9 protein-coding genes are annotated in these 16204 nt (G+C 74.0%); 4 read left to right on the top strand and 5 right to left on the bottom strand.

The genetic code is table 11. The features are described 5' to 3' along the window. Positions 1-57: 57 nt before the first annotated feature. Both ACIA8Q_RS30715 and ACIA8Q_RS30710 read left to right on the top strand, forming a co-directional pair. Positions 58-3744 (top strand): hypothetical protein, encoded by a 3687-nt coding sequence (locus ACIA8Q_RS30715; RefSeq protein WP_396318038.1) that lies wholly within the window; start codon positions 58-60, stop codon positions 3742-3744. Positions 3745-4021: 277 nt separating this feature from the next. After that, positions 4022-4465: a GNAT family N-acetyltransferase gene (locus ACIA8Q_RS30710; protein WP_360213423.1), complete on the top strand. Its 444-nt coding sequence runs from the start codon at positions 4022-4024 to the stop codon at positions 4463-4465. A gap of 650 nt (positions 4466-5115) precedes the next feature. Here the strand turns inward: ACIA8Q_RS30710 and ACIA8Q_RS30705 are convergent. Together ACIA8Q_RS30705 and ACIA8Q_RS30700 are read right to left on the bottom strand one after the other, a co-directional pair. Continuing rightward, positions 5116-6390: a M23 family metallopeptidase gene (locus ACIA8Q_RS30705; RefSeq protein WP_360213425.1), complete on the bottom strand. Its 1275-nt coding sequence runs from the start codon at positions 6388-6390 to the stop codon at positions 5116-5118. A 298-nt stretch (positions 6391-6688) separates the two neighbouring features. After that, a complete protein-coding gene (locus ACIA8Q_RS30700; protein ID WP_360213427.1) occupies positions 6689-7645 on the bottom strand; it encodes a proline dehydrogenase family protein in 957 nt (318 codons plus the stop codon). A gap of 135 nt (positions 7646-7780) precedes the next feature. Between ACIA8Q_RS30700 and ACIA8Q_RS30695 the strand changes: the two genes are divergently transcribed. Together ACIA8Q_RS30695 and ACIA8Q_RS30690 are read left to right on the top strand one after the other, a co-directional pair. Then, positions 7781-8740 carry a helix-turn-helix domain-containing protein gene (locus ACIA8Q_RS30695; RefSeq protein WP_360213429.1) on the top strand — a complete coding sequence of 320 codons (960 nt, stop codon included), beginning with the start codon at positions 7781-7783 and terminating at the stop codon, positions 8738-8740. A gap of 252 nt (positions 8741-8992) precedes the next feature. Beyond that, positions 8993-12109 (top strand): tetratricopeptide repeat protein, encoded by a 3117-nt coding sequence (locus tag ACIA8Q_RS30690; RefSeq protein WP_396318037.1) that lies wholly within the window; start codon positions 8993-8995, stop codon positions 12107-12109. A 270-nt stretch (positions 12110-12379) separates the two neighbouring features. On the opposite strand, the gene ACIA8Q_RS30685 is transcribed toward ACIA8Q_RS30690, so the two are convergent. Genes ACIA8Q_RS30685 through ACIA8Q_RS30675 form a run of 3 tightly spaced genes read right to left on the bottom strand, consistent with a single transcriptional unit; the run spans position 12380 to position 16070 of the window. Next, entirely contained in the window at positions 12380-13354 is a 975-nt protein-coding gene (locus ACIA8Q_RS30685) for a hypothetical protein (protein ID WP_396318036.1), read from the bottom strand. Further along, on the bottom strand, positions 13351-14691 hold the full coding sequence (locus ACIA8Q_RS30680; RefSeq protein ID WP_396318055.1) for an MFS transporter: 1341 nt from the start codon (positions 14689-14691) through the stop codon (positions 13351-13353). Before ACIA8Q_RS30680 ends, ACIA8Q_RS30685 begins: the two co-directional genes overlap by 4 nt. A 2-nt stretch (positions 14692-14693) precedes the next feature. Then, positions 14694-16070 (bottom strand): discoidin domain-containing protein, encoded by a 1377-nt coding sequence (locus ACIA8Q_RS30675; protein WP_396318035.1) that lies wholly within the window; start codon positions 16068-16070, stop codon positions 14694-14696. Between the last annotated feature and the right edge of the window lie 134 nt (positions 16071-16204).

Here is a 16204-nt window from a genome sequence, read left to right as displayed (position 1 = left end):
TGCCCCTCGTGCGCCGGGACCGCCTGCCCCGTGCCGCCCGATCGTGGAGGTGCCCCGATGCCCATCAACAGCGCACCGCTGAACATCCTTCTGCTGCCCGGGCGTTGGCAGCCTCCCACGCTGACCCTGACCCTGCTCGTCCTGCCCCAGGGCGACCCGCGAGCGGCCCTGCCCGGCACCGGCACCGCGTTCGCCGACGCCGACCTCACCTTCGACGCGATGTTCGTGCCCACCCTCACCGACCTGCCGACCCCCGCGAGCGCCCGCCGCACCGCGCTCACCACCACCCGGCCCGCACGCCGTCGCGCCTTCTTCGACGAACTGGCCGCACTCTTCCGGATCCGCCCCTCGGGCCTGCCGCCCGAAGGCCCGCCCTCCGCCGTCCGCAAGTTCCTCCCGCCCAGCTTCCGCGCCGCGAACGGCTACACCACGCCGCGTTCGCGCTTCCTGGTCACCGACCGCTCCTACGACTGCGTACTCAAGGAGACCAAGCCCCACGTCCCGCCGCCCGACCGGCCCGACACACGGCTCGAATGGGAGGAGGTGCTCACCTTCGTCCTGCGCCAGCCCCGACTCGCCCGCGAACTGGGCCTGCTGTACGACACGACACTCACCCCGGGCACGACCGACCCGGTCGACCAGGGCGGCTACCTCTTCGCCGACCCGGCCGCGGGCAGCGCCTACCGGGCCGAGGCGAACACGAATCCGGCCCTGCTCGCACGCTACGCCGCCCGGATCCCGCCACTGACCACCGCGCGTCCGGTCTTCGCGGCCGTGCTCTTCCCGGTCACCGGCACCGGCGACTTCGACCAGGTCTTCGTCGAGGCCGACGCCTACGACCACGGCTTCGCGCGCGTGGTGCACGGAGCGCAGTCGCGCAGCGCCGCACAGGTCGAGCACGACGTCGAACCGCCCGAAGGAGCACTGCCCCCGGTCAAGGACACCGGCATCCGGCTCGGCTGGGACGACGACCAGGTGACCGTCTGGCTCAACCGCCAGTTCGGCGTCAACGCCCACGACACCCAGCCGTCGCCCGACTCACCGCTCGGCGTCGCCGGGTACCGCGTGGACGTCCGCGAGGACGGCGCCCCGGACGCGCCCTGGCACTCACTGACCCACGTCGCCGGCGACCTCACGCTCGGCCCGCTCGGGTTCGGCCACTTCGACGGCGAACTGGCCGTCGAGACCACGCCCGTCAACCACACCCTGCAGGCGAAGGACGAGTTCTGGCTGCCGGCCTACTTCACCGCCTGGCGCGGCGGGTCACTGGTGCTGGCCGATCCGAGTGCCATCAAGGTCTCGGGGCGCAAGGGCGCCAACGCCGACACGGTCTACCGAGCGGTGGACGCCGACGCCGTCCCGCTGCGCTACGGACACACCTACCAGTTCCGCGTCCGGCTGACGGACCTGGCCGGCGGCGGTCCGCTCGTCACCGACCAGCACGACCCGAGCGCGCCCGCGCCGGTCGCCGTCGTCCCGTTCCGCCGCTTCGTCCCGCCGCGAGCCGTCCGGGTCGACCACAGCGGGCTCGGGGCGGACGGCCGCAGCGCCGGCTACACCGTCCACCGGCCACTGCTCGGCTACCCCGACCTGGTGTACACCGGCTTCCCGGACGCCATGGACGCGCTGCTCGCCGACCTGCCCGCAGCCCAGAGCGAGTACCGCGAGGCCGTCCGGCCCGATCCGGACGTCACGCAGCTGCGCATCGACGTGTCGGTGCGCACGCTCCAGGGGGACCCTGCGGCCGACACCGACTCCGGCACCGACTCCGACACCGCCCAGCCGTTCCGCCCGCTGTACACGGCGGTCAAGGCCTTCCCTCCCGCGCCCGACCAGCCGCTGACGCTGCGCGCCGTCTTCGAGGACCTCCCCACGACCGACCGGCTCACGGACCTCACCCTGACCGGCCCCACCCCCCTGCCCGACCCCGACCCGCTGCGACTGCCGACGGCCCGCGACGTCCGCCTCGTCCTGACCGCCCTCGGACGCGAGGACCAGGAGCTCGGCTACTGGGGCAGCGACCGCGCGCGCACCGGCGCGGCGCCCGTGAGCGTGTACCTCCGGGCACCGTCCGCCGACGAGCGGCAGCTGTTGCAGTCCCCACCCGAAGGACCCCAGGTCCAGGCCGTCTTCCTGCAGCCCGACCCGGAGGACAACCCCGCCTCCGCGGCGCAGCGGGCGGTCTCGGGGCAACGGGTCGACGCGCCGTCGGACCTGGTGGACCGGCTGGCCCGCCAGCTCGGCCTCACCCGCTCCGCGCTCACCCTCTCCGCACGCGCCGGGCGCCGGCTGGTCCTCGGCGCGGCGGCCGGGCTGCGGCACACGCTCAGCCCGGAACGGGACGCGATCACCTTCGCGACCAGGACCGAGCTCACCCACCGCTGGCTGGTCTGCCTGCACCTGAGCCTGGAGCGGGACTGGAGCTGGGACGCGCTGCAGCCCGCCGCCTTCGAGGTACTCCGCGACGGCACCCCCGTCGGCACCCTCACGCTGCCGCGCACCCTCGCCCGTGGCGCCACGGGCCGGCCGGACGGGACAGGCCCGGCGGACGGGGACGGCGACCCGCAGGCGCGGGACCGCACCGAGCTCCTCTTCCTCGACGCCTACGACGACCAACCGCCCGTCGACAAGCCCCCGAGCGAGACCCGGCTGACCTACAGCCTGGTGCCCGCCTTCCGCCCGCCGCCGGCCCAGCAGGACCCGGTCCGGCAGGACCCGGTCCAGCAATGGCCGCTACGGCTGCCGATCACCACACCGCCCGGCCAGGTCCCCCGGCTTCGGTCCGCCGGCATCGCCGCCACCCCCTACCAGCGTGACCAGGACCGCTACACCGCGACCGGGGAGCGGCGCCGCCTGCTCTACCTCGAACTCGCCGAACCGCCGAAGGACCCGGCCGACCGCTACTTCGCCCGCGTCCTGGCCGGCGCCCCCGACCCGATGCTGCTGCGCGGGGCCCCGGAGCGGCCCGATCCCGCCGAACCGCCGCTCGACGTCGCCGAGCCCATCCGGGTCGTCACCCCGAGCAGCTCCGCCGACTGCGCCGGCCACGCGCTCATGCAGGAGCTGATCCCCGCCGCGGACGGCCTGCACTACCTGCTACCACTGCCCGAAGGCCTCGGCCCCGACGCGCCGGAGCTCTTCGGCTTCTACGTCTACGAGCTGAGGGTCGGTCACGACTGCTCGCGCTGGAGCACGGCAGCCGGGCGCTTCGGGCTCCCACTGCGGGTGGCCGGGGTACAGCACCCCGCACCGCAGCTGCGATGCACGGTCACCCGCACCGACGAGGAGGTCACCGTCACCGCCCTGCACGCAGCCTCGGTGGCCGACGGCACCGGAGTGCGCCCGTACCCGCCGGCCACCACGATCAGCGCGCTGCTCTACGCCCAGGTGCAGCAGGCCGACGGCCGGGACTGGCGCAACGTGCTGCTGGACTCCCGCCCGCACGCCGGCGGCCCTCCGGCCTGGAAGCACGAACCGTTCGATCCCCAGGTCCCGTCGAGCGTGCTGTCCTTCCCGAACGGCGAGATCCTCGCCAAGCTCGCCTTCCTCGGCCTGCCCCTGGACGCCTCGCTCAGCGTGGTCGCCGTCGAGGCCCTCCCGGAACCAGGCGGGCGGAACGAACTTCCGCCGCTTTCGCAGGGGTTGGGAAGCGTCCGGGTCCTGCGCACCTCGCCGCTCACCCCGGTGCCGGCCATCTGCCCCCCGCCGGTCGCACCGGTACCCGGGATCGAGGAGGGGCGATGACCTCGGCGTTCGGGAAGGACAGCCCGCTCACACCACCCTTCCCTGCCACCGGTACCCGATCGAACCCGGCGGCCATGTCCCACGCCCGCCGAGGTCGGCGACCGCGCGCAGCGTCGTCGACGAGCTGCTCGACGTTCCAGTCGGCGACGTCCAGCAGGAGGCCGTCGAGCGGGTCGCCGGCCGGCCGGGCACTGTCTGGATCAGGCCCCACCCGGTCTGCTCCTGTGACTGGGTTATCCAGTTGACGCCTCGCGGGGTGAACGGCTCTCCTGCTTCAATGCCTCAGCTCAGCTTCACAGAACCGGTAGGCGACGCCATGCTCGCCGACTGGCAACGCGTCCATAACGTGATCATCCCGACCGACGTCCTGTCACTCGACGAGGTGCGCGAGCGGGCCGGGCGCAACCACTTGGAGGTCGCGTACCTCGACGGCGAGCCGGTGGGCTGCACGACCGTACGCCCACCCGCCGGCGACAGCCCGTCCACCGCCACCGTCATTGCCCGGGTCCTCCCCGGACACCGCCGCCAGGGCTTCGGCGAGCAGCTCTACCAGCGCGCACTGGAGCATGCCCGCGCTCTGGGCGCCACCACCATCGAAACCGTCGTCCTGGCCTCCAACGAGGACGGCCTGCGGTTCGCCGAGGCTCACGGCTTCGGCGAGATCGACCGCTACGTCCTCCCGGGCGACACCATCGCCTACGTCGACCTGCGCCTCACCTGAAGAAGCCGGCAGAGCAGCGGCCCGGGTGACCAGTCGGCGGATTCCTGCTCGGCCTGCCGACGGTCGGCGAGCTCCCGCTTCCATCCCTTGGACGGCGGCCACGGCACGCCCCGGAGCGCGGGCGGCCTGGGCGGGCGCCGTGGTGGTCCCCCGGTGGGCCGGGCCGTGGGCGGTGGCCCGGCCCCGGCCGCCACGGGGTCGGGCTCGGCGAGGCCGTCCAGCGCGGCGGCCAGGACGGAACGGCGAGGGCAGCGCGGCGCCGGAGCGGGCACCGGCCGAGCAGCAGCCCGGCGGCCAGGTCGTGGTGCACCGGGCGGCGCCGGGTTCGGCCGCCTTCGCGTGACGGTGCGGGGTGCGGCGGTGTGTCGGCACGGGATCCGGCCGTCGCCGGATTCCATCCGCAGCAACGCCAAGTCCCCTTCGGGAACGAACTTCCTCCGTTGCCGGCCGGCGGCCCCGGCCGGCCAGAACGGTGCCGGGGATCAGGGGGTGTCGCCGGTCCGATCGTGCCGGCCGGTCGAGGGCGCCTGCGAGCGCCCGCCCCGATGCGTCCCGACAGGATGCGTCCCGACCCGGATGCGTCCCGACCGGATGCGTCCGGGCGGGCGCCGTGTCGTCGGCGCCCGCCCGGGGGACGTGCCGGAGTCGGGTCAGAACTCCAGCACCTCGCGGTCGAGCGGGTACTGCGCTCGGTGGGGGCCGTCGTACGGCGAGGGCGTGATCGGCAGGACGCCGGTCGGTTGCAGGCCCAGGTTGTCGTCCCAGATCCGGGGTTCGACCTGTCCGAGGACGCGGAACCGCCGGAAGGTGAACGGCGGGCTGTCGGTCGGGAAGAACTCGGCCGTGGTCATCACCTGGAAGTGCAGGTGCGGGGTGGTGGAGTTGCCGCTGTTGCCGATCAGCGCGAGGACCTGGCCGGGTTCGACGCAGTCGCCCTCCCGGACGTTGAGCGAGCCGGGCTCCAGGTGGCCGTAGAGCAGGTAGCGGCCCGGTGCGACTTCCAGGGTGATGTGGTTGCCGACGGTGTCCTCGATCGGTGGGATGGGCGGCGTGTGGGGCGGCGGGTTGTCCGGGATTCCGTCCTGGACCTCCACGACCCGGCCGCGGGCCGCGGCCGCGACCGGCTGGCGGTAGCTCAGGTAGCTGGTGAGCTGGGCCGGGTCGCCCTCCCAGGCCTGCCCCTGCTCGCCGACCCGGTACCAGTCGATCGCGAAGCGCTGCGGCACGTCGAAGCGGCCGTTGATCGGGGCGAGGCCGCGCCGGTGGTGGGTGTTGCCGCAGCACGACTCGCTCGCGTACCAGGTGCCGGGGAGGACCGGCGGGTTCAGGTCCAAGGGCGCGGTGCGGGCGGTCGGGGTGGCCTGCACCGTCTCCTCGAAAGCGGAGGGGCCGGAGGCGGTCAGGATGGCACCCGAGAGATGGTGTTCGAGGACCTCGGGTACCGCCCGGCCGTGGTCGAGGGTCAGGTCGAGCCAGATGATCCACTGCTGGGAGCCCTGGATGACGGTCGGCGTCGGCGCCGGGGGCGGCGGGGTGTACGCGTCCGCACCGGGCAGGGGGTCACCCACCGGATTGGCGGCCTCGGCCAGCGCCTGCCCGCTCAGCGAGCCGATGACCTGCTGGGTGCGGGCGTCCTTGACGTCGACACGGTCGAGCCGCACCGGCGCGCTGCTGGACAGTGCGCTCGTGGTGAGCAGTTCGTACGAGAGGTGCGTCTTGCCGTCCGTGGCGTCGAACGGCGCCGGTTCGGTCATCACTGCCGCCGTCAGCGGCGTGAACTGCGTGCCGGGCGCCAGAGCGGCCGCGCCGGCCCCGTGTCCTGGTCCCGCCGAGGCCACCAGCATGCCGCCCGCGAGCACGGCTGCGGCGAGCCCGCGCAGTAGAGGGCCGCGACCGGTGCGGCGACGAGGGTCGTGCTCTGCCATCGTGCTCTTTCATTCGTCGGGTCCGGGGCCGTGAAGGCCCCGGCACGCCCCGCGCCGAGGCGCAGGCCCATGCAACCCGGAGGCGCACCGCTTCGGGCGGAGGCCACCGGAGCCAGGTGTCGAACTACACCCGTCCAGCCGCACGCGGGTTTGCGCCGCCGACCGGACCGAAGGCGCCCGCCACTGCGCCATCTGACGTCGTGTCGGAACCATGGGCACGGGCGGGCCCGAAAGACCCGGAACGCCGGCGGGCCGGCCGAACCCGCACGAGTGGGGCCGGAACCGGCGCGGGGTGGGGTCATCCGGCCGCGTCGAGGAGGGCCTGGAGCAGGCGCTGGGGGTCCTCGGCGAGTCGGTTGCAGACGTAGAGCCACCATTCCGTGCCGAAGACGACGTACTCGCGGGTGGGATGGCCACGCTCGGCCATGGCGTCGAGGCGGTCGGGCCCGAGGCCGAGGAGGGTTTCGAACTCCCAGGGGGCGCAGTCGTGGCCCTTCCCGCCGAGGTGGTGGTCGATGCGGTCGATCAGCTCCCGGTCGTGGGTGGCGAAGGAGCACAGGTGGCCCGAGTCGGCCAGCTGTTGCGCGTACTCCAGGTAGGCGGTGGTCAGGGCCGGGGCCTCACGCGGGTGGGCGATGGTCCCGGGTTCGAGGAAGGCGCCCTTGACCAGGCGGATGCGGCCGGGACGGGTGAGCAGTTCCGGCAGGTCGTCCGCGGTGCGGTGCAGGCGCGCCTGGACGGTGATGCCCACGTGGTCGAACTGCTCGCACAGCTCGCGGTGCAGGGCCAGCACCGCGTCGGTGCGGTCGGAGCCTTCGGCCGAGATCATCATCTCGCGCCCGGTGGCGGCGGTGGCCCGGGCGATCAGGGAGGCGTTGGCCAGGGCGAGCTCCGCGTCGACGGCGAGGCCGATGTGCGACAGGTCGAGGGAGATCGAGCACTCGGGCGGCAGCAGCCGGGCGGCGGCGAGGAACGTGTCGGTCTCCTCGACGGCGCGCTGCGGGTCGCGGCAGCTCTCGCCCATGTACTCGACGTTCACCCGGTGGCCGGCGGTCAGGATCAGCTGCGCGCGCTCCAGGGCGTCGGCGAGGGTTTCGCCGGCCACGTACCGCCGGGCGACCTTGCGGGCCAAGGAGCCCAGCACGGGGTCGCCGGGGATGCGCCACTTCAGGTCCTCGTCGAGCGCGAGTGCGCGCAGGACCTGCGCCGCCTGCGACGAGAGGGCGGCGCCTGAGGCGGGGGTGTGCGTGGTCATGGGGTGCCTCGCTGTTCGCGCGGTTGGAGGGGGGAACGTCTGCGAGCCTTCCAGGACGGAGCACCCGCCGGCAGTGGCAGAAACGACGGGTAGGCTGAAATTCCTGCCACCGTCGTGAGGGGAGAACGGGAGCCGATGCTCCGCGATGTCGCCGTCCTGGCCCTCCAGGGCGCCCACGCCTTCGAGCTGGGCGTGTTCTGCGAGGTCTTCGGCATCGACCGCAGCGACGATGCGCTCCCCGTCTACGACTTCGCCCTCGTCTCGGGAACCGGCAACAGCGTGCCGACGCGGCACGGCTTCGAGGTGCGGACCCGGCACGGCCTGGAACGGCTGGCCTCGGCGGACCTCATCTGCGTTCCGGCCTACGACCCGCACGTGCGGCAACCGGACGACCTGGTCGAGGAACTGCGGGCCGCCGTGGAGCGCGGCGCCCGCGTCCTGAGCATCTGCACCGGGGCCTTCCTGCTCGGCGATGCCGGGCTGCTGGACGGGCGGCGCTGCACCACCCACTGGCGGTACGCCGACGAACTCGCCCGCCGCCACCCGCGCGCCCGGGTCGAGTCGGACGTGCTCTACGTCGACGAGGACCCGGTCATCACCGGTGCCGGCACCGCCGCCGGCGTCGACACCTGCCTCCACCTCGTCCGCAAGGAACACGGCAGCACCGTCGCCAACGCGATCGCCCGCCGCATGGTCGCGCCCCCGCACCGCGACGGCGGCCAGCGCCAGTACCGCGAACGCCCCCTCCCCCAGGACGGGACCGGATCCCTCGCCCCCGTCCTGACCTGGATCGAAGCCAACCTCGACCAGGACCTGACGGTCGAGGCCATGGCCCGCCACGCCCATCTCTCCCCGCGGACCTTCGCCCGGCACTTCCAACGGGAGACCGGGACGACCCCGCTGCAATGGCTCACCGGGCAGCGCGTCCTGCTCGCCCGGCACCGCCTGGAGACCACGGACGAGCCGGTGGCCGTCGTCGCCCACCGCACGGGCTTCGGCAGCGTCGACAACCTCCGCCACCATTTCGCCCGCCGCCTCGGCACGACGCCGCAGGCCTACCGGCGCACCTTCGGAGGCCCGCCCGGCAGCGGATGACCCACCCGGGTCCACGGCTCCACAGGGGCCGCGGAGTGCTGTCGCCAGCGCGGTGCGCGGGGTGCCGGAGTACTGTCGCCAGCGCGGTGCGCGGGGTGTCGGAGTACTGTCGCCAGCGCGGTGCGCGGGGTGTCGCGGCCGGGAGACGGCTGTTCGGCGTTCGCCCCCGCGGGCAGGGCGGCGGGTGGGACAATCCCTCCCCTGGGAGAAGAGCCTCTGCGGGAGGCGGCGTCGTAGGCGGGGCGGACGCGGATGCATCGAGAGACGCGGCGGGCGGCAGCCGAGCCGCACACGGGAGCCGGAACGGGCGAGCCCTCCGGGGTCTCGAACCTGGTCGACGGCGGCACCGTCCACGGGGACGTGTTCCAAGCCGGCCGGGACCTCATCATCGACAACAGGACCACCGCGCCCGCTGTCGAGGTCCGGTGGCCGGTGCTCGTCGGCCGGATCCCCAACCTCGCCGGGTACTTCCAGCACCGCCCCGAGAGCGAGATGCTGCGGACCGCTCTCGAAGATGGCGGGAGGACGGCGGTGCTGGGCCAGGTCGTCACGGGCACCGGCGGCGTCGGCAAGACCCAGCTCGCCGCCCACTACGCCCACCAGGTCCTGCAGGCATCCCTCACCGCCGCAGCCGGGCCGGCCGCAGCGGTCCCCGGACCGGCGACGCCCGGCGCCACCGGCGCGGACACGGGCCCGGACGGCGACGGGGCCGGCGGGGCCACCCCGGCGGCTTCGGTGCGGCGGACGGCACCGGTGGACCTGGTGATGTGGGTGAACGCCGCCACGACGAACGCCATCACCACCGCCTACGCCCAGGCGGCCCGCGCCGTCGCCCCCGGCCAGTACGACGGACAGGACGCCGAGGAAGCCGCCCTCGACTTCCTCACCTGGCTCCAGGTCTCCGGCCGGCGGTGGCTGATCGTCCTCGACAACGTCCCCGACCCGGCGGCGCTGACCGTCCTGCGTCCGCCCGACACCGGGAACGGGCGGACGGTGGTGACCACCCGCAGCCGCCACGGCGCCTGGACCACCACGACCCGCACCCTGCTCCCGGTCGACCTCTACTCCCCCGAAGAAGCCCTCGCCTACCTGCGCTCCGCCCTCGACAACCCCGGACGCGCCGCATTACGCGGCGCGGACACCGACGAGCAGCTCACCGCTTTGGCGCAGGACCTCGGGCACCTTCCCATCGCGCTGGCCCAGGCCGCCGCCTACCTCAACGACACCGCCCGCGCCATCCCCCGCTACCGCGCCCTGCTCGCCGACCGCGCCCGCCGGCTGGAAGAGAGCCTGCCCGACCGCACCGGTCTGCCCGACCAGCAGCAGCACACCATCGCCGCCCTGTGGGACATCTCCATCGAGCAGGCCGACCGCACCCGCCCCCAAGGCCTCGCCCGGCCCCTGCTCGAACTCGCCTGCGTCCTCGACCCCGACGCCGTCCCCGACACCGTCCTCACCACCGAAGCCGCCCGCGCCTACCTCGCCCGGGCCCGGAGTACGTCGACCGGCGAAGCCACCGGACCGTCAGCGGCCGACGGCGACAACGCCCCCGTGACAGCGGGCCCGGGCCGGACCGACCACGAGATCCACCCCCTCGTGCCCGTCGACCAGGAGGACGCCGAGGACGTCCTGCGCGTCCTGCACCGCCTCAACCTCCTCGACCACACCCCCGCACCGGCCCGGACGGGTGCCATCGGGGAAGCGAGTACCGCCGACGACCCGCCCGACGGCGGGTGGGGGGCGGTGCGTGTCCACCGCCTGGTCCAGCACGCGGTCCGCGACAGCGCCCCCGCCCGGGAACGCCGCGCCCGCCTCGTGCGGGCGGCCGCCGACGCCGTCGAGCAGGCCTGGCCCGACGAGGACCATCACGACCGGAACCTCGCCGCCGTCCTGCGGGCCAATACCGCCACCCTCACCGCCCACGCCGGCGACCACCTCTGGAACCCCGACGGGCACCCCGTCCTCTTCAGGGCCGGCGACAGCCTCCTGAACGCAGGCCTCCACGCCACCGCCCACTGGCAGCACCTCGCCGCCGCCGCCCAACATGCCCTCGGACCCCACCACCCCCAGACCCTCACCGCCCGCAGCAACCTCGCCACCTCCCACCAGCAGGCCGGACGCACCCAGGAAGCCATCGACCTCCTGCAACAGGTCCTCACCGACTACGAACGCGTCGTCGGCCCCCACCACCCCCACACCCTCACTGCCCGCAACAACCTCGCCTCCTCCTACCGGCAGGCCGGACGCACCCAGGAAGCCATCGACCTCCTGCAGCAGGTCCTCACCGACCGCGAACGCGTCCTCGGCGCACACCACCCCCACACCCTCAACACCCGGGGCAACCTCGCCCATGCCTACTGGCAGGCCGGACGCACCGACGAAGCCATCACCATCGAGGAACAGGTCCTCACCGACTATGAACGCGTCGTCGGCGCACACCACCCCCAAACCCTCACCGCCCGCAACAACCTCGCCTCCTCCTACCAGCAGGCCGGACGCACCCAGGAAGCCATCGACCTCCTGCAGCAGGTCCTCACCGACCGCGAAAACGTCCTGGGACCCCATCACCCCCAGACCCTGTCCGCCCGCAGCAACCTCGCTTCCTCGTACCGTCAGGCCGGACGCACCGACGAAGCCATCGACCTCCAGGAGCAGGTCCTCACCGACTATGAACGCGTCGTCGGCCCCCACCACCCCCAAACCCTCACCACCCGCAACAACCTGGCCCACTCCTACCGTCAGGCCGGACGCACCGACGAGGCCATCGACCTCCAGGAGCAGGTCCTCACCGACTGCGAACGCACCCTCGGCGCACACCACCCCCAAACCCTCACCGCCCGCAGCAACCTCGCTTCCTCCTACCGGCAAGCCGGACGCACCGACGAAGCCATCGACCTCCAGGAACAGGTCCTCACCGACTGCGAACGCACCCTCGGCGCACACCACCCCCGAACCCTCACCATCCGCGGCAACCTCGCCACCTCCTACCGGCAAGCCGGACGCACCGACGAAGCCGTCGACATACTGCGATCCGTGGTGGGAGGGCGGGTGCGGGCTCTGGGGTCCGGTCATCAGGGCACGGCGGGCTCGCGGGTGTCGCTGGCGGTGACGCTGACCGGACGGGGTCGCTCTCTGCTGCCCGGTGACACGGCGGGCGCGTGGCGGGACGCCGCCGAGGCGGTCCAGGCCGTCGGCCCCCACTTCGCCGAGGACCCCGGCGTGTACGGCCCCGCCCTCGGCCGCGCCTACCGACTCGCCGCCGACGTCCTCGACGCGGACGGGCAGTCCGACGCCGCCGCCGAGTACCGCCTGCGTGCCTTCTACACCGCGGGAGCGGCGGCGTCCCAGCGCGCCGGGGACCACAGCTGAGTCGCGGGCCAGCCGTACACGGGCCCGCACCAGCCGCGCAGCTGTGGGCCTCGGTAGGCGGTCATGCGGTCGGCACCTGGCTTTCCTACGTGCGGGCCGCTCCTGCTCGGCCTGGCCGGCTCCGGCGTCGCGGGCCGCGTAGCGCCGCCGGGCCACCGAGCCGAGCGTCTTCCGGGTGATCGTGCGCCATCGTGGAGACTCCCTCGTCCACGTCCACGTCCACGGGCGGCGCTGCCCACCGTCCCGGGCCGGTGCGGCGGGCGGCAGGCGTCAGGCCGGCGGGGGCGGGACGGCGACCGGGGAGAAGGCGCCGGGGAGGAGGAGGCGGGGCGTGCCGGTGCCGTCGGCGGGGGTGGCCCAGACGTCGGTGGCCTTGCCCGCCCGGGCCGGGAGGGCGTAGGCGAGGGTGGCGTCGTCGAGCCAGGCGGCCTGGTCGTCGACGCTGCGGGTCTCGGCCAGCGGGTGTTCGTGGAGGTCGGCCAGGTCGAGGACGTGGAGGCGCCAGGGCGCGGCGGGATCGGCGGAGACCTTCTTCTTGAAGGCGATCCGGGTGCCGTCCGGGGAGAGCGAGGGGCATTCCACGTTCTCCCGCAGGGTGCGGGCCGACCAGGCCTTGAGGTCGCCCTCGACCAGGTGGGTGCGGCCGGCGGTGGAGACGGTGGCGTAGAAGCGGTTGTCGTCGGCGGCGAAGTTGACGCCCCAGTAGTTGACGTCGGCGGCGTGGTGGCGGGTGCCACCGATCGTCAGCGGGATCTCCTCGACGGACTTGATCAGGTAGCCGGTGCGCAGGTCGAGGATCGACGTGCGGGTGGAGAAGCGGTCCGCCGCGTAGGAGTCGCCGACGGCGAAGGTGGTCCAGGAGAGCACCTGGCCGGAGGGCGAGACCCGGGCCCGGTTGGGGATCCCGGGGACGATCACCGACCGGAGCTCGGTGAACCGCCGGTCGTAGACCACCGCCTGGGTCCGGGCGGGGGTGCCCGGGAGGGCGCGCAGGCACAGGGCGCGGTCCCCCGCGGCGTAGAAGCGGGCGCAGGACGGGCCGCCGGGCTCGCCGCCCGGGCTGCGGGCGACGCGGCCGGTGGCGGTGTCACGGTAGTAGAGACCGGGCTGATCGAGCGTGAACGAGGCTTCCGCGGCCGCGAGTTGTGGTACGCCGTCGCGTTGGCGGGCGTGCACCACGTAGCCGAGGGAGCCGCCCAGGAGGACGAGGGCGGCGAGGACGAGCAGGACCGTTCGCGACTTCATCGGCGCGCCTTCCTTCCCGGGAGGATCCGCCAGGCGGCGGTGAGTGCGGTGGCCAGGGCGAGGGCGGCCGCGACGAGGGCCGGGCGCGGCCCCCACCACGTCCAGGCCGCGCCGAACCCGGCCGCGCCGACCAGGCGGGCCAGGGCCTGTCCGGTCTGCAGGACGGCGAGGCCGCTCGCCCGCCCGGCAGCCGGGAGCGCGGGCGCCGCCAGCGCCATCAGCACGCCGTCGGTGGCGGCGTAGAAGACGCCGAGGAGGACCAGGACCAGCACGGCGGCCGGCAGGCCCGACGGGGCCAGGAGCGTCAGGTAGGCGGCGAGCAGCGCGCCGTGGCCGAGGAGGAACGGGATCCGGCGTCCGGCGCGGTCCGCGATCCGCCCGGCGGGGACGGCGAGCAGCAGGTAGCAGGCCGCCGCGCCGAGGGGCAGCAGGGGGAAGAGCGCGGCCGACAGGTCGAGGCCGCGTTGGAGCAGGAGGTAGAGGAAGGAGTCGCCGACGGTCGCGGCGCCCAGCAGCGCGGCGGCCGCGACCACCCGCCGGAAGGCGGGGTCTGCAGTCGGCCGGGCGGCCGTGCCGGTCGGACCGGGTGCGGCGTTCGGGCCGGTCAGGCCGGGTCCGGCGTTCGGGCCGGGTGCGGCCTTCGGCCCCGCGGCCGGGACCGGGGACGGGACCGGGCGGGTCGATGCGGCCCGTGGCGGCGGCGCCGAGGGGTCGGCCGGGACGAAGAGGCCCAGCACCACGACACCGAGCAGGCCAGTGGCGAAGCTGACCACGAACACCGCGTCGTACGCGTCCGCGGTCGCCCACAGCACCACGAAGGCGACCAGCGGGCCGAGCAGTGCCCCGGTCGTGTCCATCGCCCGGTGCACGCCGAACGCCCGGCCGAGGGTCTCCGGCGGTGCGCTGAGCATGATCATCGCGTCCCGGGGTGCGGTGCGCACACCCTTGCCGAGCCGGTCCGCGGCCAGCGCGGCGGCGATGCCGCCGGCGGCCCCGCCGGCCATCAGCAGCCCCAGCCGGGAGAGTGCCGACAGCAGGTAGCCGGCCCCGGCGACGGTCCGGTGCCGGCCGGAGCCGCGATCGGCGAGCCGCCCGCCGAGGAGCCGGACCAGTGCCGTGGCTCCGTTGAACAGTCCGTCGAGGAAGCCGAACTGGAGGGGTGAGAGGCCGAGGCCCAGGACCAGGTAGAGCGGCAGCACGGCGGTGACCATCTCCGAGGAGACGTCCGTGACCAGGCTGACCGCACCGAGCGCGACGACCGTGCCCGGGATGCGCCGCCCCACCCCGGCCGGGCGGGGCGGCGCGTCCGGACGACGGCCCGTGGTGGCCAGGTACATCATCAGTGACAGCTGTAGGTCGGGCTGGTGTCCTTGGCCTTGCCGTCCGTCCCGACGAAGCTCCAGCCGTACCCGGAGTCGGTGAGGTCCAGCTTCAGCACGCCGTAGTCGCCGCTGATCCGCTTCTGGCTGTTCGGCTGGACCTGTTCGATCGGGTACGGCTCGGCGCCGCCCATCCCGCCGACGATCTCGACGATCCCGTCGGCGGTGGCCTTCCCGTCCGGGTCCTGCGGGGCGAACCGCTCGTAGTGGTGGTCGTGCCCGTTGAGCACCAGGTCCGCCCGGGCGTCGTAGAGGATCCGCCACACCGGCCGGGAGACCGGGTCGTTGCCGTGCCCGCCGGAGGAGTACAGCGGGTGGTGCCAGTAGGCGGCGACGCACTTGCGGGTGTTGGCCGCGAGGTCGGCCTTGAGCCAGTCGATCTGGGCGCTCTGGTCGAAGGCGTTGGAGTCGAGGGCGACGAAGTGCCAGTTCCCCTCGTCGAAGCTGTACCAGCTCTTGCCCTGCGGGTAGGCGATGCTGCCGAAGTACGCCTTGTACCCGGAGAGCGAGCCGGCCGGGTCGTAGGTCTCGTGGTTGCCGGGGACGGGGTGGGTCTTCGCCTTGAACGCGCCCCAGCTCTTGTCGTAGTAGGCGCGGAAGTCCGACAGCCGGGCGTCGTCGTACTGGTTGTCACCCATCGTCAGGTAGAACTTCGGGTCGATCTTCCGGGCGAGGGCGGCGGTCTTCGGGTGCGCGCAGGCGCTGTCCGAGGCGGTGCACTGCGCCGCGATGTCACCGGCCGCGACGACGGTGAACGCCCCGCCCGGGGCGGTCCCGGTCGGCGACGGCGTGGCGGTCGGTGACGGCGTGGCGGTCGGCGAGGGCGTGGTGCCCGTGACGCCGTAGACCTCCAGCTCGAACAGCGAGTACCCGTAGGACGTGCCGCGGGCCGTGCCGTACATCCGGACGTACCGGCCCTTGCCGGTCAGCCCGGTCCAGTCGTCCGTGCCGCCGTCGCCGGCCGCCTCCTCGGCGACGGCGGTCCAGGCCGCCCCGTCCGCCGACACCTCCAGCCGGTACGCCTTCGCGTACGCGGCCTCCCAGGAGAGCTTGATCCGCGAGACGGTGGCGTTCGCCCCGAGGTCGACCCGCAGCCACTGCGGGTCCTTCCCCTCCGCGCTCGCCCACCGGGTACCGGTGTCCCCGTCGAACGCCTTGCCCGCCGCGTAGGACGAGCCCTCCGTGGACGAGGCCGTGGCGGCCTTGCCCCGCGAGAGCAGCGGATCGGCCGCCGCTCCCGCCCGCCCGGACCAGCCGAGCAACAGTCCGCCGACCAGCACGAGCACCGCGGCGAAGACTCCGATGTGAACAGGCCTTACCGAGACTTGGGGACGCATCCCTGAACTCCCTGACCTCGAACGACGGCGAGAGCTGGACTCCGGCGGGGCCCGCACGCGATCCCCGCCGGTCGAGCGGTGGTTCCCTCACCACCGCGGCGGCCGGGTCAGAGCTCTCGCTGAGCGCGTCACGC

Source organism: Kitasatospora sp. NPDC051705, assembly GCF_044453265.1.
Lineage (GTDB): Bacteria > Actinomycetota > Actinomycetes > Streptomycetales > Streptomycetaceae > Kitasatospora.
This window is presented reverse-complemented; position numbering and strand designations above follow the sequence as displayed.

Excerpts from the sequence above, each read along its gene's own strand:
- ACIA8Q_RS30685 (WP_396318036.1), bottom strand. The coding sequence starts at position 13,354 with ATGAAGTCGCGAACGGTCCTGCTCGTCCTCGCCGCCCTCGTCCTCCTG.
- ACIA8Q_RS30705 (WP_360213425.1), bottom strand. The coding sequence starts at position 6,390 with ATGGCAGAGCACGACCCTCGTCGCCGCACCGGTCGCGGCCCTCTACTG.
- ACIA8Q_RS30675 (WP_396318035.1), bottom strand. The coding sequence starts at position 16,070 with ATGCGTCCCCAAGTCTCGGTAAGGCCTGTTCACATCGGAGTCTTCGCC.
- ACIA8Q_RS30710 (WP_360213423.1), top strand. The coding sequence starts at position 4,022 with ATGCCTCAGCTCAGCTTCACAGAACCGGTAGGCGACGCCATGCTCGCC.
- ACIA8Q_RS30695 (WP_360213429.1), top strand. The coding sequence starts at position 7,781 with ATGCTCCGCGATGTCGCCGTCCTGGCCCTCCAGGGCGCCCACGCCTTC.
- ACIA8Q_RS30700 (WP_360213427.1), bottom strand. The coding sequence starts at position 7,645 with ATGACCACGCACACCCCCGCCTCAGGCGCCGCCCTCTCGTCGCAGGCG.
- ACIA8Q_RS30690 (WP_396318037.1), top strand. The coding sequence starts at position 8,993 with ATGCATCGAGAGACGCGGCGGGCGGCAGCCGAGCCGCACACGGGAGCC.
- ACIA8Q_RS30715 (WP_396318038.1), top strand. The coding sequence starts at position 58 with ATGCCCATCAACAGCGCACCGCTGAACATCCTTCTGCTGCCCGGGCGT.
- ACIA8Q_RS30680 (WP_396318055.1), bottom strand. The coding sequence starts at position 14,691 with ATGTACCTGGCCACCACGGGCCGTCGTCCGGACGCGCCGCCCCGCCCG.